We start from the raw sequence: 20,940 nt of genomic DNA, 5'->3' as shown, positions 1-20,940 counted from the left end.
ACGTATTTTAGGACGAGACACTTAAGTCTGAGTTAAATAGCGTTTCGCTTATTTAGCGAATTCAACACCAATCTCGATGTCACCATTTAGCGTTTCAAGCATGCTATCTAAAGCGTTACGTTCGAAGTCACTTAGCTCACCGTAGCTAAGGATCGCTTCAGCGCCCTCTTTGCCTAGTTTAACTGGCTGTGCGAAGAATGGAGCGTGCTCGCCTTCACCTTCAACGTATGCACATTCAATCACGTTTTCTTCACCTTGAAGTGCTTTAACTAGTGCAAGACCGAAACGACAAGCCGCTTGACCCATAGACAGTGTCGCACTGCCGCCGCCAGCTTTAGCTTCTACTACTTCAGTACCTGCATTTTGGATGCGAGTCGTTAGCGCTGCAATTTCTTCATCAGTGAACTCTACGCCTTCAACTTGAGAAAGTAGAGGAAGAATCGTTACGCCTGAGTGACCACCGATAACAGGAACACGGATGTCGCCTGGATCTTTGTCTTTTAGTTCAGCAACGAACGTTTCAGAACGAATCACATCAAGAGTCGTAATACCGAATAGACGACGCTTGTCGTAAACGCCCGCTTTCTTCAGTACTTCAGCCGCGATTGGCACTGTTGTGTTTACTGGGTTAGTAATGATACCAACACAAGCAGTCGGACAAGTAACTGCGATTTTCTCTGCAAGAGACTTAACAATGCCAGCGTTCACATTGAAAAGATCCGCACGATCCATACCAGGCTTACGAGCAACACCCGCTGAAATAAGTACAACATCCGCACCTTCTAGTGCTGGTGTTGGATCTTCACCCGCGTAACCTTTGATCGAAACAGGCGTTGGGATATGGCTAAGATCGGCAGCAACACCCGGTGTTACCGGAGCGATGTCGTAAAGTGCAAGATCTGAACCAGCAGGTAGGCGGTTCTTAAGTAGTAGGGCTAGGGCTTGACCGATGCCACCAGCGGCACCAATAACAGCTACTTTCATTGTTATTCTCCTTGAGAGCTTTCTCTTATAGATTCTTTGTAGGGTAATTCTTGAGCTAAATCTAAGTTAAAAAACTATATTAATCACAAAGTGATTACAATCAATTAACGCTAGCTTTGCGACTTCGCGCAAGTCAATAAAACCGTGCTACACAGCAAGTTCGCATTATGGCGATAATCGACTGAAATAACAAAATAAGTCGTCGCAAATAACACATTATTCTATTAAATATTTACAGTGATATGACTAACAAATTACAGGGATGTTTTGGCTAAAATTGAATATGTATGCGAAAATATGCAAACATCTTTGTTAATGAATAAGAATGACATATGCGCAATACAGAAAAGCAAGACAACTTAGTTCGTGCATTTAAAGCCTTACTAAAAGAAGAACGTTTTGGCTCACAAGGCGAAATTGTGGATGCCCTAAAACACGAAGGTTTTGAAAGCATCAACCAGTCTAAAGTCTCGCGTATGTTAACCAAGTTTGGTGCCGTTCGAACTCGTAACGCAAAAATGGAGATGGTTTACTGTCTTCCTGCTGAGCTAGGTGTTCCGACCGTTTCTAGCTCTCTAAGAGAATTAGTACTAGATATTGACCACAACAATGCATTGGTGGTGATACACACAGGTCCTGGTGCGGCGCAGCTGATTGCTCGTTTATTAGACTCACTAGGTAAGTCGGAAGGTATACTGGGCGTAGTCGCAGGTGATGATACTATCTTCATTACCCCAACGTTATCGGTTACCACTAAGCAACTGTTTGATTCAGTGTGTGAACTGTTTGAATACGCAGGATAATTGATCGCTGTTTCATAACTATCAGCCTTATTAATGGATCACGAGTATCTATTTGCTTCGTGATCCAAATCACATCCTAGAATATCCATACCTCCCTTCCAAAATCACACTAAACCATTGATTTTAAAAAACTCAGTAGCAAATCAAACACGAGATCAAGACATCATTTGTTAGATTTTTTAGCTATATCTTTTAACATTCGAGTAATTTTCTGCCAATTTTTGATATTATTCAGCCACTTTTTCATCACATGGATTGAAAAAGGTGCCGTTTCCAAATAGGAAACTCCTGAAGCAACTACACTTGTTTCAGGGTTAATAATGAATAAAGGAAGGGAAATTCATGGCATTTACCAAACTTATTAAAGTTGGTGCTATTGCAGCTGCTGTAATGGGCGCTGGCGCTGTTAACGCTCAAGAGTTCATCACGATTGGTACTGGTTCAGTTACGGGTGTTTACTACCCAACTGGTGGTGCGATTTGTAAGCTAGTGAACAAGGGCCGCAAAGACCACAACATTCGTTGTTCTGTAGAGTCTACTGGTGGTTCAATCTACAACGTTAACACCATCCGTGCTGGTGAACTAGATTTCGGTGTTGTTCAATCGGACTGGCAATACCACGGCTACAACGGTACAAGTAAGTTCAAAGATCAGGGCGAATACAAGAAACTTCGCGCGATGTTCTCTCTACATACAGAACCGTTCAACATCATCGCTCGTACTGATGCTGGCATCAACAATGTGTCTGACCTAGCAGGTAAGCGTGTAAACATTGGTAACCCAGGTTCTGGTGACCGTGCAACGATGGGTGTTGTAATGGACGCTATGGGCTGGACTAACGACAGCTTCAAGCTTGCTTCTGAACTTAAAGGTTCTGAGCGTTCACAAGCACTTTGTGATAACAAGATTGATGCATTCATCTACATGGTTGGTCACCCGAACGGATCAATCAAAGAAGCAACAACGTCTTGTGATGCAAAACTGGTTTCAGCAACAGGTCCACAGATCGACAAGATCGTAGCTGAAAACCCATACTACGCTTACAGCACAGTTCCTGCTGGTATGTACCGTGGTACTGACGCTGACGTAAACAGCTTCGGTGTTGCAGCTACTATGGTAACAACTTCAGACGTTTCTGAAGAAGTTGCATACAACGTTGCTAAGGCAGTATTTGAAAACTTTGACACTTTCAAACGCCTACACCCAGCATTTGCTAACCTGAAAAAAGAAGACATGGTTAAAGCGGGTATCTCTATCCCTCTTCACCCAGGCGCAGCAAAATACTACAAAGAAGTGGGCCTTCTAAAGTAACTCTACTTTAAGCCTACTACACCAATAAGGAGGCTAGCCCTCCTTATTGGCTTTTCACGTTTTATAAAAATAATTTAAGTGAAAAGAACAGCCCTTTAAGTTTCTCCAATTTGGAGGACTTACCTTCGTATCAAGCCTAAGACAAAGACGAACAAAAAACGCATTTCCCTATCCATTCACTACACTAGATAGGAAATAAATAACGTTTGGTTGTTCGTAAGAAAAGGCAGACCATCAATAATAAGGATAAAGTACATGACGCAGACAACATCACCGTCTCCAGATGTGCAAGAAATGGTGGCACAATCAGATACTGGTGCGCGTAGCCCTCGTGGTATCCAAGGCCGTATTTTATGGTTTGTGCCTCTATGTTGGTCACTGTTCCAACTTTGGTATGCATCTCCGCTGCCGTTCATTTTTAACTTCGCAATTTTAAACGACACTGAAGCTCGAGCAATTCACCTTACCTTTGCTATTTTCCTAGCCTTTACCGCTTATCCAGCTATGAAGAATTCGCCTAGGGATCGCATCCCCGCAGTCGACTGGATATTAGCGCTTGTAGGTAGCTTTTCAGCTTCTTATATCTATATTTTCTATACTGAACTCGCTGAGCGATCGGGCGCACCAACAACATTCGATATTGTTGCGGCTGTATTCGGTATGGTTTTACTGCTTGAAGCAACACGACGCGCTTTGGGTCCACCTCTTATGGTTGTGGCAGCAGTATTCCTACTTTATACCTTTGGCGGCCCTCACATGCCGGACGTTATTGCCCACAAAGGTGCGAGCCTGAACAAGGCAATGTCGCATCTGTGGCTAACAACTGAAGGTGTATTCGGTGTGGCACTTGGCGTATCAACGTCATTCGTATTCTTGTTTGTACTGTTTGGTGCAATGCTAGAACGTGCTGGCGCCGGTGCTTACTTTATTAAAGTTGCATTCTCACTGCTTGGTCACATGAAAGGCGGCCCAGCGAAAGCAGCCGTTGTCGCATCAGGTCTGTCTGGTTTGGTATCAGGTTCATCTATCGCGAACGTGGTAACCACGGGTACCTTTACTATCCCGCTAATGAAGCGTGTTGGTTTCCCGGGCACAAAAGCCGGTGCGGTAGAAGTCGCGGCTTCAACCAATGGTCAATTAACACCACCTATCATGGGTGCAGCAGCCTTCTTGATGGTTGAGTATGTGGGCATTTCGTATGTAGAAGTAATCAAAGCCGCGCTACTGCCCGCTCTGATCTCTTACATCGCTCTGATTTACATTGTTCATCTAGAAGCATGTAAAGCAGGTATGACTGGCCTACCTCGTCGCCACACACCAACTATCGTACAAAGCTTACTGTCTTTCACGGGTACCATTTTAGGTCTGTGTGTTATCAGTGCCGCAGTTTACTACGGTGTCGGTTGGACGAAAGATGTCTTTGGCGATGCTGCAACACCAATCGTAACGGTGGCTCTATTAGTCGCTTATGTCGCTCTGGTTCGTGTATCAGCAAAATACGCAGCTGAAGGCGGCATGGAAATCGATGCGGATCTCAAAGAAGTTCCGGATCCAGGTCCAACAATTAAGTCTGGCCTGCACTTCCTATTGCCTATCGTGGTGCTTGTTTGGTGTTTAACAGTTGAACGTTTCTCTCCAGGTCTGTCGGCATTCTGGGCGACCGTGTTCATGATCTTCATTCTGATCACTCAGCGTCCGTTAATGACTCTGATGAACAAATCAGACGATCTTGCAGAGCAAACTAAAGCTGGCTTCGTTGATCTCGCAGAGAGCTTGGTTTCAGGCGCACGTAACATGATTGGTATCGGTGTCGCGACAGCGGCTGCAGGTACGGTTGTAGGCGTGGTGACTCTAACGGGTATCGGTCTAGTAATGACGGACTTCGTTGAGTTTATCTCAGGCGGTAGCATCATTCTTATGTTGCTATTCACTGCAGTAATCAGCTTGATCTTAGGTATGGGCTTGCCAACAACGGCGAACTACATCGTTGTATCAACGCTGATGGCTCCGGTAATCGTGACCCTAGGCGCTGCGCACGGCTTGATCATTCCATTGATTGCGGTTCACTTATTCGTGTTCTACTTCGGTATTCTTGCGGATGATACACCTCCGGTAGGTCTCGCGGCGTTTGCAGCAGCGGCAATTGCGAAATCAGATCCGATTCGTACTGGTATCCAAGGCTTCACCTATGATATCCGTACCGCAATTCTACCTTTCATGTTCATCTTCAATACTCAACTACTACTGATGGGCATTGATTCTTGGTGGCACTTAGCACTAACGATTTTCTCATCTGTGACTGCGGTACTTATCTTCGCAGCTGCAACACAAGGTTGGTGGTTCACCAAGAACAAGTGGTGGGAAACGGTGCTGCTTATTGCATTAACCTTCACTTTCTTCCGCCCTGGCTTCTGGTGGGACATGATTTACCCAGAGAAAGTTCTTTCACCTGGAGTTGAGATTGCTCAAATCACGGAAAAGCTGGATGTGGGACAATCACTTGAACTTAGAGTGGGTGGCGAAAACTTAGAAGGTGACTATTCTGAAAAGACAGTTCGCCTGCCGTTTGAAGATTCTGCGACCTCAAGTGAAGATCGTATTGCCTCTATGGGTCTAATGCTGACTGAATCAGAAGGCAAGATGATTGTTGATATGGTTGAGTTCGGTAGCCCAGCAGAAGCGGCTGGTATTGATTTCGATTGGGAAATCAAATCCGTTATCCAAGATGCAGATCGACCAATGAAAGAGTGGGTATTCTTACCAGCTCTGATCATTTTGATTGGTTTAGCGATGAACCAAAGAAGACGTGCTCGTAAGGATGAGATTAGCGCGTAATGGATAAGGCTGAGTAGTGCTTAGCGCTATTTGGCTTTATTACATGGAAAGGATAATTACAGTGCTAAGTGAAAGCTTAGCGCTGATTAAAAAGAGACGAATACATGTATAAACAAATCCTTGTTCCTGTTGATCTTAATGACAAAGGCTTTTCTGATAAGGCAGTCGAACTGGCGGTATGGCACGCAAAACACAGCAATGCTGAAATCCACATTCTGAACGTACTACCAGGCATTCACATGTCGATGGTGGCGTCTTACTTCCCGAAAGATGCAGCGAACCAAATGAAGCTTGATGTTAAAAATCAGCTGAAAGAGTTTGCTGACAAGCACATTGACGATGAAGTGGTGTATAAAGTTCACGTTGCCGAAGGCAAGACTTACACAACGATTCTAGATTACGCAGAAAAACTGGGCGCTGACCTTATCGTGATGCCTAGCCATAAGCGTTCGAAAATCGACAAAGTTGTGCTTGGTTCTGTTGCAAGCAAAGTGGTACAGAACTCACCAATCAATGTATTGGTAGTTAAGCCGCAAGGCTAAATCACTTAATCGACACAACGATCTAAAAAGGTTGGCCTAAAAGCCAACCTTTTTTGTTTTTCGTTCACGCAATTTAATTCTTCAATCAACTCACTAAGTTCTGCGGATTACCCGCAACAAACCCATCAATATTGTCGATTAAGATATCAGACAGCTTTTGAATTGAACTGTCACTGCCCCACGCCACATGTGGAGTGAGTAATAAGTTCGGTAAGTGGCTATTAGCCAATAGTGGATTTGAGTTGTCGGCTGGCTCTTGTGTAAACACATCCATACCTGCGCCTGCAATCTCATGTTTTTTCAAAGCCTCAACTAGGGCTTGTTCATCTACTAGACCTCCGCGCCCGGCATTAATTAATACCGCGCTCGATTTCATCATTGTGAGCTCTCGCTCTGAAATCAGATTTTGGGTCGCATCAGTCAATGGGCAATGTAGACTGATCGCATCCGCTTGCTTCAATACCGTATCAAAAGGTAGATACCCTTCTCGACAAGACTCTGCTCCTTTTCGCTCGGCAAACATCACCTTCATACCAATCGCTTTGGCTAACATTGCGGTGGCTTGACCTAAGCTGCCACTCCCCATCAACCCCAGTGTGCTGCCAGCCACATCTTGAATCGGATGAGTAAAGAAGCAGAACTGCTTGTCCTTTTGCCACTCGCCCGCCTCAATGTCTTTATGATAACCAACAAGGTTTCGTTTAAGTGCAAACAGCATTGCGATGACATGTTCAGGAACCGATTGAATCGCATAGCCTTGCACGTTTGTCACTGCAATGTTTTTAGATTTGCAGTATTCCACATCGACATTATTGACACCGGTCGCTGAAACCGCGATCAACTTGAGTTTTTTCGCACCAGCGAGATTCGACTCATTGAGCACTACCTTGTTAGTGATCACCACATCAGCTTCTTCAACTCGCTCTGATACTTGCTCAGGAGCTGTGAAATCATACTCTACCCATTCATGCTCAAAGCTCAGAGGCTTTAAATGAATTTGAGATGGGATAGTCGCTCTATCGAGAAACACAACTTTCAGCGTTGGCATTCTTCTTCCTTGGTTAGATCTATGAATCAGTCCATTCTAAGCTTTTAGCTTACTGTAGTCTGGAAGCTCAGGCGCAATTTCAAAGTGCTGTTCGATTTGTGGCGATGCTTGAGGATAAAACTCACACGGAACAAAGGCTTTGAATAACTGATCATTGGCCGGGTGATAAAAACTGAGTTCACACGCGTGCAGAGCTAACCTCTCGCTATAGATAAATGCATCTGGCGTTGCATAAAACTCATCACCCACAATCGGTGCGCCTATTTCCATGCAATGCACTCTCAATTGGTGAGAACGCCCGGTAATTGGCAGTAACTTAAGTAAAGTCGTTTGGAGTTCTTGCTGTTCTACCACATAACGAGTCTGAGATGATTTACCATCCTCGAAACACACTTTCTGCTTCGGCCGGTTTGGCCAATCGCAAATAAGAGGGAGGTCAATCAAACCTTCAGCTTCTTCTACTGAACCCCATACTCGGGCGTAATAGAGTTTGTGTGTCAGTCGATATTGAAATTGCTTCTTCAAATGACGCTCAGCTTGTTTGTGTTTAGCGAGCAGCATCAAGCCTGAGGTCGACATGTCCAATCGATGAACGACTTGAATCTCTGGAAATTCGACAACTAACCGACTCCACATGCTGTCGTAATGCTCAGGTAACCTACCCGGAACAGAAAGCAGGTCTGCAGGCTTGTTCACCACAAGAATATCGTCATCTTGATAAACAATATCAATCCACGGTTCACGTGGTGGTGTGTACTGTTCTAACGCCATTGAAGCCTCTTAATTGCTAGTGAACAAATAATTCACGGTTGATTCGTTTATAAATAAATACAATTTTCAATATTTTCGTACATAAAAGTTGACGGCTTTACAAAACATGGTATTGATAGGGTAACAGATAATAAGAAGTCAGCATCAAAGGAAAAATGATGGAAAGTACGGTTAAAACCACCAACACAAAAACACCAACCTCAGCTCCCCTATCAAGTTTAATTAAGTCTCTTGGCCCAGGCGTTATGATGGCCGCAGCGGCTGTAGGTGGTTCTCACTTAGTCGCCTCAACCAAGGCGGGTGCGATTTATGGTTGGCAGCTTGCCGCTCTCATTATCCTCGTTAACGTATTTAAATATCCATTCTTCAGAGCCGGCATCCAATACACGCTAGGAACGGGTCAAAGCTTGGTGGAAGGTTACTCTAACCTAGGCCGCCCATACCTTGTGATCTTTTCGATCTTGAGTGCCATATCTGCGGTCGTGAATACCGCTGCCCTGCTATTATTCAGTGCAAGCCTACTCAGTTACTTTGTTCCTTTCGATTTAGCCACTAGCACCTTGTGCATGATCGTTTTAGCGACCTGTTTGATCATTCTGTTTGCTGGCCATTATCGTGCTCTAGATACACTATCTAAAGCGATCATGGCGATCTTAACCATCACAACCTTAGCTGCAGTCGCCATTGCTATCGGCTCTCCAGTCGAACCTGATGCTGCTTTTGTTCCACCGTCGCCTTGGTCATTGGCTGCTATTGGTTTTATCGTGGTGACCATGGGTTGGATGCCTGCGCCTATCGAAATATCAAGCATCACCTCTATGTGGCTAAAAAGCCAAAAAGAGAAGCAGGAAGTGACCGCACAATCAGCGCTGTTCGACTTTAACGTTGGCTACATTGGTACGGCGCTGCTTGCTTTAGTATTCGTTGCGTTAGGCGCGCTAGTACTTCACGGTTCGGGAGTTGAACTGTCTCGCTCCGGTGTTGGCTTTACTCATCAATTGGTCGGCATCTACGCTTCGACAATTGGTGAATGGTCTCGCCCGTTAATCGCTCTTATCGCTTTCTTCTGTATCTTTGGTAGCACCATTACCGTTATCGATGGCTACTCACGCGTGCTTGCTGAATCACAACGTCTATTATTCAAAAAAGATTCAAGCCCAAGAATGCTGCAAGGCTGGATAATCATTGTCTCTATCGCGGCACTCGCGATTGTGATGTTCTTTAGCGCAGCACTGATGCCTATGCTCGATTTCGCAATGGTACTCGCGTTTGCAACAACGCCATTCTTCGCGCTGCTTAACTTCATCCTAGTGAATAAGGCTAAGCTTCCAGAAGCACTAGCCATTGGCAGCAAACTAAAATGGTTGTCTGTAGCAGGTCTTGTTTACCTATTTGGTTTCCTAGCGGTATTTGTTTGGTGGAAGTGGTTAATGTAACCAGCTACTTGAATTGTTAATTAAGCTACAGATACAAATAAGGCCTTCATAATGAAGGCCTTATTTCGTTGAAGCATTTCGCTAATTCAAAACTAGTTGTGAGAAACCACAATCAAGCGTAATGAATCTAGCTGAACCTGAGCTTTGCTGATGTAACCGGTCAGTTCATTGATTTGAGCTTCGATTACCTCTAGCTCTTCATCACGAATATTAGGATTCACGGCTTTAAGCGCTTGTAGACGCTCTAATTCACCGTTCAGGTTAGTCTGCATATCTCGTTGAGCTTGTTCACGCACTTCTTCCACTTTAGGAAGTACGTGCGTCTCACCCGCTTCGATTAGCTTGTGAATTTCACCTTGTACCGAGTTAACTAGCTTGCTCGCTAGGTGACGGTTTACAGGGCTTAATTGACGGTTAAAGCTGTCGAACTCAACCTGAGCTGATAAGTCATTACCACGGCCATCCATCATCAAACGAATTGGCGTCTTAGGCAAGAACTGGCTGATACCGCTGCGTTTCGGCGCTTGCGCATCCACAAGGTAAACCAGCTCAAGCAGGATAGTACCCACTGGCAGCGCTTTGTTTTTCAGTAGTGATACCGCTGATGCACCAACACCTTCACTCAGTAGCAGATCGATACCGCCCTGAATCATTGGGTGTTCCCAGCTAATGAAGTTCATGTCTTCACGAGAAAGCGCAGTATCACGATCAAACGTGATGGTTGCGCCTTCGTATGGTAAGCCTGGGTAGCTTGGCACCATCATGTGCTCAGACGGCGTTACAACCAGAGCATTCTCACCCTTGTCGTCTTGGTTCAAGCCAATCGTATCGAACAGGCTTAGTGCAAACGTTACTAGGTTAGTGTCGCCGTCAGTCGAGGCAATCTTCTCTGCAATTTCATGCGCTTTGTCGCCGCCGTTTGAGTGCATTTCTAATAGGCGATCACGGCCTTTTTCTAGATCTGATTTCAGGCTTTGATTTAGCTTGGCAGACTCTTCAATCACTTCATCAAGTTGCTCAGTGTTACCAGAAGCCAGCATCTCAATAAGAACATCTGAGTACTTATCGTAAACCGTGCGACCCGTTGGGCACGTCTCTGCAAATGCGTTCAGACCTTCATCGAACCAACGCGCAAGAATCGCCTGTGATGTGCCTTTTAGGTAAGGAACATGAATGTCGATATCACGCAGCTGACCAATACGGTCCAAACGACCAATACGTTGCTCAAGCAAGTCTGGGTTGAATGGAAGATCGAACATCACAAGTTGGTTAGCGAACTGGAAGTTACGACCTTCAGAGCCGATTTCACTACAGATAAGAACCTGAGCGCCGCCCTCTTCTTGAGCAAAGTAAGCCGCAGCTTTATCACGCTCTAGAATCGACATGCCTTCGTGGAATACAGTTGCACGTACACCTTCACGCTCACGCAGTGCTTGCTCTAATTGAAGAGCCGTACTTGCACGAGAGGCGATCACTAGGATTTTCTCGCTGCGCTTGTCTTGGATCTTTTCAATCAACCAGTTAACACGTGAGTCGAACTGCCACCAGCTTGAATCTTCACCTTCAAACTCTTGGAAGATCTCTTCTGGATACAGCATCTTCATTGCACGAGCTTCGGGAGCCATTTTGCCACCGATCATGCCAGATACACGCATTGAGGTTGTGTACTGCGTTGGAATCTCCATCGGCAGTAGGTTTACATTACGCTTAGGGAAGCCTTTGATTGCAGCACGTGTGTTTCTGAAAAGAACACGGCCAGTACCATGGCGATCCATAAGGTTATCAATCAATTCTTGGCGAGCTAACGCTTGCTCTTCTTCGCTGCTATCACCTTCGATAACGCGGAATAGAGGCTCAACATCTTGCTCAGAAAGCAGTTCCGTAATCTGGTTCTTCGCGCTGTTTTCAAGCTTCACTCCAGAGAACAGAGCCGTTACTGCATCAGCAACCGGTGCGTATTGGTCTTCTTCTTCAACGAATGCTTCGTAATCGTAGAAGCGATCAGGATCAAGCAGACGCAGACGTGCAAAGTGGCTCTCACGACCAAGCTGTTCAGGCGTTGCTGTTAGTAGTAGCACACCAGACGTATTTTCCGCTAAGCCTTCAACCACTTGGTATTCACGGCTTGGTTTGTCTTGGCTCCACTCAAGGTGGTGCGCTTCATCGACAACCAACAAGTCCCACTCGCCTTCAAGTGCTTGCTCGTAGCGCTTACGGCTCTTACGTAGGAAGTCCAAAGAACACAGAACGTACTGCTGGGTATCAAACGGGTTGTCTGATTCAGCAAACGCTTCAATACAACGCTCTTCATCGAAGATAGAAAAATGCAGGTTGAAACGGCGCATCATCTCTACTAACCATTGGTGTTGTAGAGTTTCAGGAACCACAATCAGAATGCGTTCAGCACGGCCAGACAGCACCTGTTGGTGGATGATCATGCCCGCTTCGATGGTTTTACCTAGGCCCACTTCATCAGCCAGTAAAACGCGCGGAGCGTGACGACGACCCACTTCATGAGCGATGTATAGCTGATGAGGGATCAAGCCAGCACGCATACCACACAAGCCACGCATCGGGCTCTTGTGTTGTTGGTACTGGTTGCTTAGCGCACGGTAACGCAACACAAAGTTATCCATACGGTCGATTTGACCTGCGTATAGCTTATCTTGTGGCTTGTTAAAGCGGATCTGGTTGCTTAAGAAGATTTCACGCAGAGTGACTTCTGTTTCTTGGGTATCTTCGCGAGTACCTAAGTAGGTTAGCAGCCCTTTGTCTTCGATAACTTCTTCGACAGACAGAGACCAACCTTCTTGGCATTCGATGACATCGCCTACATTAAACGTTACTCGGGTTACGGGAGCATCAGTACGTGCATAAACACGGTTTTCTTCTGACGCTGCAAACATTAGTGTCACTGTGCGAGCATCCATTGCTACAACGGTACCTAAACCTAAATCGCTCTCCGTATCGCTTATCCAGCGTTGCCCCAAAGCAAATGTCATGAATCGACTACCTCAATCTTATAGTTGGAATTTGGTCTTCTTAACTGCAGTTTCAAACAAGAACGTTATCGCTCCTGAACTAAAAATATAGCCAAAAATGTCTAGTTTGCAGCCACTTTTTAAGTGCGCTCTCAATAATAAATATCTCGAGAAAATGGTGCAGAAAAAGGTCGCTAATCTTACTCGATGCTGTGATTTAGGTCACGCCTAAAGGAGATGATTTCATGCTTTTTTTCTGTTTTCGCCAGTGCAATCAAACTGTCAAAAATTCATGGTTAATCTATAGGTAGCAGATTGCTGCTCTCAAACGAATACACCATATTCACTCGTAACGATATGGTGCTGTTCCTCTAGATGAAGTTTAGGTGAGTAGTTGACTATCACCAGAATCAGATACTAATCTTTATATGAGCTTTATCTACGTTCAATGAATGCAAGGCAAGCCGCACGTCGGCAAGGAGATGCTATGGGCGAGACCAACCGGAAGCTATTTGTTTTAGACACCAATATCCTACTTCACGAACCCTTCGCTATATTTTCTTTCCAAGAGCACGATGTCGTTATCCCCATGACAGTGCTAGAAGAACTCGACAGAATCAAAGACAGTAAAAGAGACGTTGCTCGAGATGCGAGAATTGCTATTCGAACGCTCGAAGACCTGTTCAGGGAAGCCACACCAGACCAAATATCGGAAGGCATCCCTTTTTCTAAAGACATAAATGCATCTGGCAGTATTTCAATACTCGCTGACTACGAACTTCAAGAAAGCATCAAAGCCTTTGCCGATGACAAGGCGGGCGATAACCGAATCCTCAACGCTGTCCTCTATCTTCAAAATAAACGCGCACCACGCGAAGTGGTTCTCATCACCAAAGACATCAATATGCGTTTACGAGCAAAAGGCGCCGGTGTACGTTTTGTTGAAGACTATCAAACTGACCAACTGATTGATGATATCCAATACCTCACCAAAGGCTTCCAACAACTGGAAGGCTCATTTTGGGATGGTATCGATAATGTCGAGAGCAGAAGTTTAGGCGGCAAGACGCTGCACACCTTAGCAAGAGCGCCGTTCGAGCCAACCTTCCTCAACCAATATGTGATTGACGAAGAAAGTGACTTTGCCGCTCGAGTCGAGGAGATTGAGCCGGAAAGCATTACCCTGAGAGACCTCAGCCGCGAAAGATTGATGAATCGCAGAGCATGGGACATCACACCAAAGAACGTCTATCAAGGCATGGCGATTGATGCGCTGCTCGACCCTGATATTGATCTTGTGATTCTCACTGGCGCCGCAGGTAGTGGTAAGACACTGCTTGCTATGGCTGCTGCACTTGAACAAACCATTGAACGTAAGCAATTCGATAAGATCATCGTAACCCGCAACACCCCTGATATTGGTGAATCGATAGGTTTCCTTCCGGGTACAGAGGAAGAGAAAATGTTGCCTTGGTTAGCCGCAGTGACCGATACACTGGAAGCGCTGCACAAGAACGACCACTGCACAGAAGGCTCGATGAAGTACATCTGTGACAAAGCCAATATCCAGTTCAAATCAATCAACTTCATGCGTGGCCGCTCGATTCAAAATGCCTTTGTGCTTTTGGATGAGTGTCAGAACCTCACCGCTTCACAGATAAAAACCATCATCACCCGTTGTGGTGAAGGTACTAAGATCGTCTGCTCAGGTAACTTAGCGCAGATAGATTCTTCTTACCTAACCCCTGTGACTTCAGGCTTAACCTACATGGTTGAGCGTTTTAAAAACTTCGAAGGCAGTGCCAACATCCACCTCAATGGTGTGGTGCGTAGCCGACTAGCTGAGTTTGCGGAAGAGAACATGTAGTGACTCTATACGCTCACTGAATCAGTAATCTAAAAACAAAAAGCGCCTCACATTGGAGGCGCTTTTCAATTTAATATTTTGAAGTAAGTCGGCAGAGGTTAGTCTGAATTACTCAGTACCACCAACGGTTAGCGAGTCTAGTTTCAATGTTGGTTGACCAACACCCACTGGCACACTTTGACCAGCCTTACCACACACACCCACACCACGGTCGATGCTTAGGTCGTTACCCACCATAGACACCTGCTGCATCGCTTCGATACCAGAACCGATTAGCGTCGCGCCTTTCACTGGGTGAGTGATCTTACCGTTTTCAATCATGTACGCTTCAGACGCTGAGAATACGAACTTACCTGATGTGATATCGACCTGACCGCCACCGAAGTTCGGTGCGTAGATACCTTTCTCAACCGTCGCGATGATCTCTTCCGGTGTGTGTTCGCCCGGTAGCATGTATGTATTCGTCATACGTGGCATTGGAAGATGCGCGTATGACTCACGACGACCATTACCTGTCGGTGCTACACCCATTAGACGAGCGTTCAGCTTATCTTGCATGTAACCTTTTAGGATGCCGTTTTCGATTAACGTATTGTACTGACCGTTAACACCTTCATCATCGACGTTCAATGAACCGCGTAGATCCGTTAATGTACCGTCATCGACAATCGTACATAGGCTTGAAGTTACTTGCTCACCAACTTTGCCGGAGAATACTGACGACTCTTTACGGTTGAAGTCGCCTTCTAAACCGTGGCCTACCGCTTCATGCAGCAGAACGCCCGGCCAACCAGAACCAAGAACCACAGGCATGGCACCAGCAGGCGCTGCAACCGCTTCAAGGTTAACTAATGCTTGGCGAATCGCTTCATCCGCAAATTGGTAAGCAACTTGAGTGCCTTTGTCATCACTTAAGAAGAAGTCGTAACCAAAACGGCCACCACCACCAGCGCTACCACGCTCACGACGATCACCCTTCTGTGCAAGTACGCTAATAGACAAGCGAACCAGCGGACGAATATCACCAGCGTAAGTGCCATCAGTCGCAGCAACCAGCATCTGCTCATGCACACCACTTAAACTCACCGATACTTCAGTCACCATCGGCTCTTTAGTGCGAATGTAAGCATCTAATGATTTTAGTAATTCTGTTTTCTGCTGTTTTTCCCAACTCGCAAGCGGGTTAACTGCATCATAGTAAGCTTGATTAGAGTTGCGTTTGAACGCTTGAACCTTGCCGTTTTGACCTTGTTTAGCAATACCACGAGCCGCAATTGCGCTCTGCTTAAGACCATCCAATTGGATTTGGTCAGAGTAAGCAAAACCAGTCTTTTCACCAGATACTGCACGAACGCCAACACCGCAATCGATATTGAAAGAGCCGTCTTTAATAATGCTGTCTTCTAGCACTAAAGATTCGTGCCAGCTTGACTGAAAGTAGATATCAGCATAATCAATTTGGCGGGTAGCAATACTCGCCAATGTATCTGCGATATTTTGCTCCGTAAGCCCTGTCGGGTTCAGTAGCGCTTCTTCAATTTGATTAATGCTCATAGATGGCTCTTGTTTGTAATTAAAATTGATTGGTAAATCGAGAGTGTTGCGCGATGGGCATATTTTGCCTAATGGACTCGCAACTGGATGTGTCTATCTCAACCACCATACTTTTAGGATCTTGGTCTAACTGTGCGACCACTCGTCCCCATGGATCAACCACCATTGAGTGTCCCCATGTTTCTCTTTGGCAAGGGTGTTTTCCGCCTTGACCTACCGCGACAATCCACGACTGTGTTTCAACCGCGCGGCATCTTAATAGTACTTCCCAGTGCGCTTGACCCGTTACCGCTGTAAAAGCCGCAGGCACCACAATGATTTGTGCCCCTTGCTTACGTAACTCTGAATACAAGTGTGGAAAGCGCACATCATAACAAATACTCAAACCTAAGCGACCAAAAGGCGTTTCCGCTGTCACAACTTGGTTGCCCGGAGTGAAAATATCCGACTCTCGATAGCACTTATGGGCGTCAGCGACATCCACATCAAACATGTGTAGCTTGTCGTAATGAGCAACGAGGCAACCAAAATCATCAATCACCAAGGTGGTGGTCGTCACTCCGTTAGTTGTGCTTATCGGCATACTGCCAATGACGATCCAAATTCTGTGAAGCTTTGCTAGCTCAGAGATTTTCTTTTGCAGTGGACCATCATTTAAAGGCTCAGCATACTGGTGATAGTCGGCTTTACTGCCAAAGACTAACGCGTTTTCAGGGCACACAACCCACTTAGCCCCCAACCCTTTGCACTTTGCAACTTCTTGAGCAAGGTACTCAAAGTTCAACTCAGGGCTAGGGCCAGATGTCATTTGAATCAACCCAACACAATCCATGTGTATCGCTCCTCCATTCATTATGATTCAGAAATCAGCATTTCACCGTATATTCGCTGACTCGGGCATAAGGTCTTTTCGGCTAATTTAAGGCCTATTCGGCTAATTTTCTCAGCTTCTCTGGCAGCTGAAACTCGCCAGAGCTACGAGAAAGTTCGCTCACCGTTGGTGAATCCAATGGTCCTTTCACCGAATAATTTACTTGGGTAAAGACTTCCACAACTGGCGAGATAACCGTGGTCACCGCCAATACGTACAGCGCCGTTTGAGGGGTTACCGCAAAGGCCGTTAATACGGGAATACCCGAGGTAATATCTGGGGTAAAGTTCACCTCAGCATCAACCTGACGCGTGTTGAGGTTAGCGATACCTTTGATTTTCATCTCACCTGCGACCGCATCCATGTTCAGATCATTGGTCAGGAAGATACCATTTTGAATCTCGCCCGTTCCGGTGATGCTGTTGAAGGCCATACCTTTATCAAACACATCTGAGAAATCGAGCTGCATCTTGCGGATGATCGAATCTAGGCTAAACAGGCCAAGTAATCGAGCTGCGCCGCTCACATCCGAGATAATGCCTTTACCAAACTTGGTTTTAACGTTGCCATCAAGGGTATCCATTTTGATTCCCCAAGGCGAACCATCCCAATTTAGTTGACCTTCCAACGCGAATGGCGCTTTTTGAATCCCGGAAGTAATACCAAAGCGCCCCATGAGCTCACTGTTGTTTTCGCCTTCAACATCAACCGTTAGCGCGGAATGACTCTTGTCACCGTCCAGTTCCCACCAACCGCTGACATCCGCTTTATTGCCGCCGCTTCGAACCTGAATCTTCTTCCAATCAATGCGATTATCTTGTCTGGCCATCTCAACATCGACTTTACCGACCTTATAGCCTTGCAGCCAAAAGTCGTTCAGCGTCAGGGTCAGGTTTGGCATCGCATCGTGGATCTCTCTATCCAATTTGGATATCAATGGCGCAGCTTGTTCTTTACGTTGCAGCAGTTGCTGATCTTGGTTGTTCTTATCACTCCACTCAGGAACAAACAGATGCAGACGATCCAGTGAAACTGTCAAATCATAAGGAGGCAGGTAGTTAATATCCCCTTCTAGCTCTTGGCTAGACACTTCCATTTGCCACGCCTGTTTGTTCTTACGAGCACTAAAATCGACGTCATTCCAAGAGATACTACCCAAGATCAGCTCTTTACTCTCAAAGGTAATGCGGCTTGGCGCAGGTATGGTTGGCGTGTTCATTTGACTAAGTACAGCCGTTGAAGGCTTTACCGGTTCCATTACAACCGATAACCAATCATCGGCATTGAATTTGTCTGTACGAATCAGTGCGTGATGGCCCACCACCGGGCTAATTTTGTAGCCACCGCGACCAAGCACTAAGTTGGTCGCCGTTAACTCAGGCACGTCGCCTGTGATATCAATCTCAGCTTGGTACTTGGTGTTTGGCAATTGCAGGCGCGCGGTAATCGTCTCTTGGTTACCCGATGTCTGTAGCCTTGCAGAGCCACTTTCTAGTGATTTTTTCGCCAATGGATATGGGTAATCACTCGCCAAGTATTTTAGGTCTGACTGTAAGTCTAGTTGGTAGGTAAAGCCGATATCATTCAGCTGGATATCAATCTGGCTTTGCCATTGCGCATGACCTGATAAGCGGCTTAACCATTGCTCACCGATGTAAGGTTCTAGAGGCTTGACGTCCCAATCACCTAACACATCAATATCAACTGCATAGCCAGGACCATCATTAAGGCCCTTAAAATCAAGCGAGATACCTTGGTTAAGCAGATCCGCAGCGAGGCCATTTGCCGTCACTACGTCATTATCAAATTCAATTCGACCCGTGGTGTTCTCGAGCACCATTGGCGGCGCTTCAATCTCAACATGGTTGCCACTTAAGTCGGCGTAACCCCATGCTCTTGCTTCTTTTTTAGAATCAAACGGAATATTCAGCTGGAACTCAGAAGAGACATCACCACTCACTTGAAGTGCGGTTAAGGCTGCGCCTACCGAGCCCACCAGTGGCGAAGACGTCATGTAATCGCGTACTGCGTTGCCAGACGCCGTCGCTTTAGCTTCAATTTCAATATGGCCGCCTTCCCCTAAATAAGGAATGCGTCCTGTGATTCGATCTGCCGTCACATCCATCAGTTGAGCTGAGCGAGAATCCAGATGCATCGCATCATTTTCAAACAACAGATCAAGCTGAAGATCAGTAATCAGTGGCCACGCGGTATCAAAGCTGAATTTCGCATCTTCTAAGCCAACCCAAACCTGGAAAATACCATCGTGGTTAGTGTATGGGTATTGAGACAAATCACCATGCCACAACAGTTTTACGGTATCCGCTTTACCGGCTTGAATCGCAGTTGAAAGGTAGTCTGTTAGATCTTGCCCAAGAGCCAGTGTAGGTAAGTAGCGCCATGTTTCACCGACATTGTAAGCGTCCGCTTCGCCGTAGAAGGATAAAAACGGGCTCGCATCTTTTGGGAAGTCTAAGCGGAATGCGCCTAGTACTTGTAAATCGGGGGTGGCAGCTGTGATTTTGTCAGACCAAAGCCTCCAGCCGTTTTCATCTTGCTGCCAAACAATATCAACCTGACCTTGTTTGATATTCAAAGGAGCTTGGAATACGTCACCGTAAGGGAATACATCGTCAATAACATGCAGGCTTGCTTTCGCTTCTGATGCAGAGCCAAACACGCTACCGGACACTTGGCTAAAGCCTGGGACTAGTTCCCATTGCTCGATAGCAAGATCAGAGAAGCTCGCTGAATAACGCAGACTCTCGATACCTGAATCCATGGATACGCGAAGATCAGAAACAGAGCCGCCCGGTGACAAGACATTTATCATTTTGGTGGATTGTTCTGAATCAGGCAGTAGCTTAATCAGTGGAGTAATTGTCTCAATATTGAGTTCAGAGACATTCAACTCCCAAGGACCTTTGTTCCACTTAAACGCCACATCCAGTTCTGACCAAGGCGTATCGTCAGTTCTCAAATTAAGTGAGTGACCATTTACTTGCCAACCATCATCAATCGGAGACAACTTAAAGACGCCGGATTCAAGCATCAAGTCATGCTTGCCATCTTCGTTCCATGTTAATTCCGAAGGCAGAACTTCAACATAAGCGCTCACAGGTTTGCTATTACGCAGTGTTAGCCAGCTATTTAAGCTCACTGTACCCGTTTCAATGCCGGATTCCGCCTGCATATAATGCGTAAGCCATGGCTTAACAGAAATGCTGTCGGCACTGACATAAAACTCACCAGTCACATCAGTCAGTGACCCACCATCAATAAAGTTAGCACTCACTGACAGAGAGTTTAGATTGGCACCTTTGATACTCACCACACCTTCAGCAAGGTGATGTTTGTCTGAATTTTGCCATTTTAAGGTTTCTATATCGAGCTGACGTTCTTCACCCGAAACAGAGTGATAAAGAATAGAAGAATCTTTTGCAGTTACATCGACGAGTGTTTTTAGCAGTAAATTATCGAGCTCTTGTATCACTCGCTTGGAAGACTCGGGATCTGTAGGTTCGTCTTTGCCATTTTGTCCGGCAAACAGATCAATTGAGCGGATATCAAGATACATTTGATTCATGACTAGATCGGCCACAACCGGGCGCATCTGCACGAGCGATTGAATCAAGTCAAACTCGACTTCAACACGCTCAACAGAGAAGGTCACATCTTCTGCATTGGGGAGGCTAGCTTTAACGCCTTGCAGAGCAATAGAGGGGTGAGTGTTACGCCAAAAACCGCCCACATCTTGAATCGAAAAATCAAAACCGGAGTGTTGGTTTACCCAAAGCTCAATTTCAGATTGATACTTGTTTAAATTGGGCAAGGCTACACGCAGTGTAGTAACGGCAATGGCTAGCGTTACTAAGAGAGTAACCACTAACCATAAACATGCACGTAGAATCAGAGTAACGCTTGAGCTCACAAAATT

The 20,940-nt window shown here is 45.8% G+C and carries 13 protein-coding genes; 6 read left to right on the top strand and 7 right to left on the bottom strand.

The window, feature by feature from the left end; translation table 11 throughout:
- Nucleotides 1-48: 48 nt before the first annotated feature.
- Nucleotides 49-984: a malate dehydrogenase gene (mdh, locus tag AB4274_RS04245; protein ID WP_009847834.1), complete on the bottom strand. Its 936-nt coding sequence runs from the start codon at nt 982-984 to the stop codon at nt 49-51.
- A 332-nt stretch (nt 985-1,316) separates the two neighbouring features.
- On the opposite strand from mdh, the gene argR reads away from it, so the two are divergent.
- The 4 genes from argR to AB4274_RS04225 all read left to right on the top strand — a co-directional run bounded on the left by argR (nt 1,317) and on the right by AB4274_RS04225 (nt 6,475).
- Entirely contained in the window at nt 1,317-1,787 is a 471-nt protein-coding gene (argR, locus tag AB4274_RS04240; RefSeq protein WP_004740827.1) for a transcriptional regulator ArgR, read from the top strand.
- A 342-nt stretch (nt 1,788-2,129) separates the two neighbouring features.
- Nucleotides 2,130-3,098: a TAXI family TRAP transporter solute-binding subunit gene (locus AB4274_RS04235; RefSeq protein ID WP_017061374.1), complete on the top strand. Its 969-nt coding sequence runs from the start codon at nt 2,130-2,132 to the stop codon at nt 3,096-3,098.
- A 255-nt stretch (nt 3,099-3,353) separates the two neighbouring features.
- On the top strand, nt 3,354-5,933 hold the full coding sequence (locus AB4274_RS04230; protein ID WP_102428414.1) for a TRAP transporter permease: 2,580 nt from the start codon (nt 3,354-3,356) through the stop codon (nt 5,931-5,933).
- Between the two features lie 104 nt (nt 5,934-6,037).
- Nucleotides 6,038-6,475 carry a universal stress protein gene (locus tag AB4274_RS04225; RefSeq protein WP_017061372.1) on the top strand — a complete coding sequence of 146 codons (438 nt, stop codon included), beginning with the start codon at nt 6,038-6,040 and terminating at the stop codon, nt 6,473-6,475.
- Nucleotides 6,476-6,560: 85 nt separating this feature from the next.
- On the opposite strand, the gene AB4274_RS04220 is transcribed toward AB4274_RS04225, so the two are convergent.
- Both AB4274_RS04220 and AB4274_RS04215 read right to left on the bottom strand, forming a co-directional pair.
- The gene (locus AB4274_RS04220) at nt 6,561-7,523 is read right to left on the bottom strand and encodes a D-2-hydroxyacid dehydrogenase (RefSeq protein WP_372111113.1); all 963 of its coding nucleotides are present in this window, start codon (nt 7,521-7,523) and stop codon (nt 6,561-6,563) included.
- Nucleotides 7,524-7,559: 36 nt separating this feature from the next.
- Nucleotides 7,560-8,294: a pseudouridine synthase gene (locus AB4274_RS04215; RefSeq protein WP_372111110.1), complete on the bottom strand. Its 735-nt coding sequence runs from the start codon at nt 8,292-8,294 to the stop codon at nt 7,560-7,562.
- Nucleotides 8,295-8,452: 158 nt separating this feature from the next.
- On the opposite strand from AB4274_RS04215, the gene AB4274_RS04210 reads away from it, so the two are divergent.
- Nucleotides 8,453-9,730 (top strand): NRAMP family divalent metal transporter, encoded by a 1,278-nt coding sequence (locus AB4274_RS04210; protein WP_372111108.1) that lies wholly within the window; start codon nt 8,453-8,455, stop codon nt 9,728-9,730.
- Nucleotides 9,731-9,822: 92 nt separating this feature from the next.
- Here AB4274_RS04210 and rapA read toward each other — a convergent pair whose 3' ends face one another.
- Nucleotides 9,823-12,732, bottom strand: a complete 2,910-nt coding sequence (rapA, locus tag AB4274_RS04205; protein WP_017062952.1) for an RNA polymerase-associated protein RapA — start codon at nt 12,730-12,732, stop codon at nt 9,823-9,825.
- A 466-nt stretch (nt 12,733-13,198) separates the two neighbouring features.
- On the opposite strand from rapA, the gene AB4274_RS04200 reads away from it, so the two are divergent.
- On the top strand, nt 13,199-14,578 hold the full coding sequence (locus AB4274_RS04200; RefSeq protein ID WP_017062953.1) for a PhoH family protein: 1,380 nt from the start codon (nt 13,199-13,201) through the stop codon (nt 14,576-14,578).
- 108 nt (nt 14,579-14,686) lie between these two features.
- Here AB4274_RS04200 and tldD read toward each other — a convergent pair whose 3' ends face one another.
- The 3 genes from tldD to AB4274_RS04185 form a co-directional block, all read right to left on the bottom strand.
- Entirely contained in the window at nt 14,687-16,132 is a 1,446-nt protein-coding gene (gene tldD, locus AB4274_RS04195) for a metalloprotease TldD (RefSeq protein ID WP_017061366.1), read from the bottom strand.
- 19 nt (nt 16,133-16,151) lie between these two features.
- Complete coding sequence (locus AB4274_RS04190) at nt 16,152-16,964, bottom strand: carbon-nitrogen hydrolase family protein (RefSeq protein WP_372111105.1); 813 nt, start codon at nt 16,962-16,964, stop codon at nt 16,152-16,154.
- Nucleotides 16,965-17,058: 94 nt separating this feature from the next.
- Nucleotides 17,059-20,934 (bottom strand): YhdP family protein, encoded by a 3,876-nt coding sequence (locus AB4274_RS04185; RefSeq protein ID WP_372111102.1) that lies wholly within the window; start codon nt 20,932-20,934, stop codon nt 17,059-17,061.
- Between the last annotated feature and the right edge of the window lie 6 nt (nt 20,935-20,940).

This window comes from Vibrio sp. 10N.261.55.A10 (assembly GCF_041470825.1).
In the GTDB taxonomy this organism is placed as follows: Bacteria; Pseudomonadota; Gammaproteobacteria; order Enterobacterales; family Vibrionaceae; genus Vibrio; species Vibrio crassostreae_C.
The sequence above is the reverse complement of the archived record's forward strand: the minus strand, read 5'-3'. Positions and strand labels throughout refer to the sequence as shown.

Excerpts from the sequence above, each read along its gene's own strand:
- mdh (WP_009847834.1), bottom strand. The coding sequence starts at position 984 with ATGAAAGTAGCTGTTATTGGTGCCGCTGGTGGCATCGGTCAAGCCCTA.
- tldD (WP_017061366.1), bottom strand. The coding sequence starts at position 16,132 with ATGAGCATTAATCAAATTGAAGAAGCGCTACTGAACCCGACAGGGCTT.
- AB4274_RS04230 (WP_102428414.1), top strand. The coding sequence starts at position 3,354 with ATGACGCAGACAACATCACCGTCTCCAGATGTGCAAGAAATGGTGGCA.
- rapA (WP_017062952.1), bottom strand. The coding sequence starts at position 12,732 with ATGACATTTGCTTTGGGGCAACGCTGGATAAGCGATACGGAGAGCGAT.
- AB4274_RS04215 (WP_372111110.1), bottom strand. The coding sequence starts at position 8,294 with ATGGCGTTAGAACAGTACACACCACCACGTGAACCGTGGATTGATATT.
- AB4274_RS04225 (WP_017061372.1), top strand. The coding sequence starts at position 6,038 with ATGTATAAACAAATCCTTGTTCCTGTTGATCTTAATGACAAAGGCTTT.
- AB4274_RS04190 (WP_372111105.1), bottom strand. The coding sequence starts at position 16,964 with ATGGATTGTGTTGGGTTGATTCAAATGACATCTGGCCCTAGCCCTGAG.
- AB4274_RS04210 (WP_372111108.1), top strand. The coding sequence starts at position 8,453 with ATGGAAAGTACGGTTAAAACCACCAACACAAAAACACCAACCTCAGCT.
- AB4274_RS04200 (WP_017062953.1), top strand. The coding sequence starts at position 13,199 with ATGGGCGAGACCAACCGGAAGCTATTTGTTTTAGACACCAATATCCTA.
- AB4274_RS04220 (WP_372111113.1), bottom strand. The coding sequence starts at position 7,523 with ATGCCAACGCTGAAAGTTGTGTTTCTCGATAGAGCGACTATCCCATCT.
- AB4274_RS04235 (WP_017061374.1), top strand. The coding sequence starts at position 2,130 with ATGGCATTTACCAAACTTATTAAAGTTGGTGCTATTGCAGCTGCTGTA.
- argR (WP_004740827.1), top strand. The coding sequence starts at position 1,317 with ATGCGCAATACAGAAAAGCAAGACAACTTAGTTCGTGCATTTAAAGCC.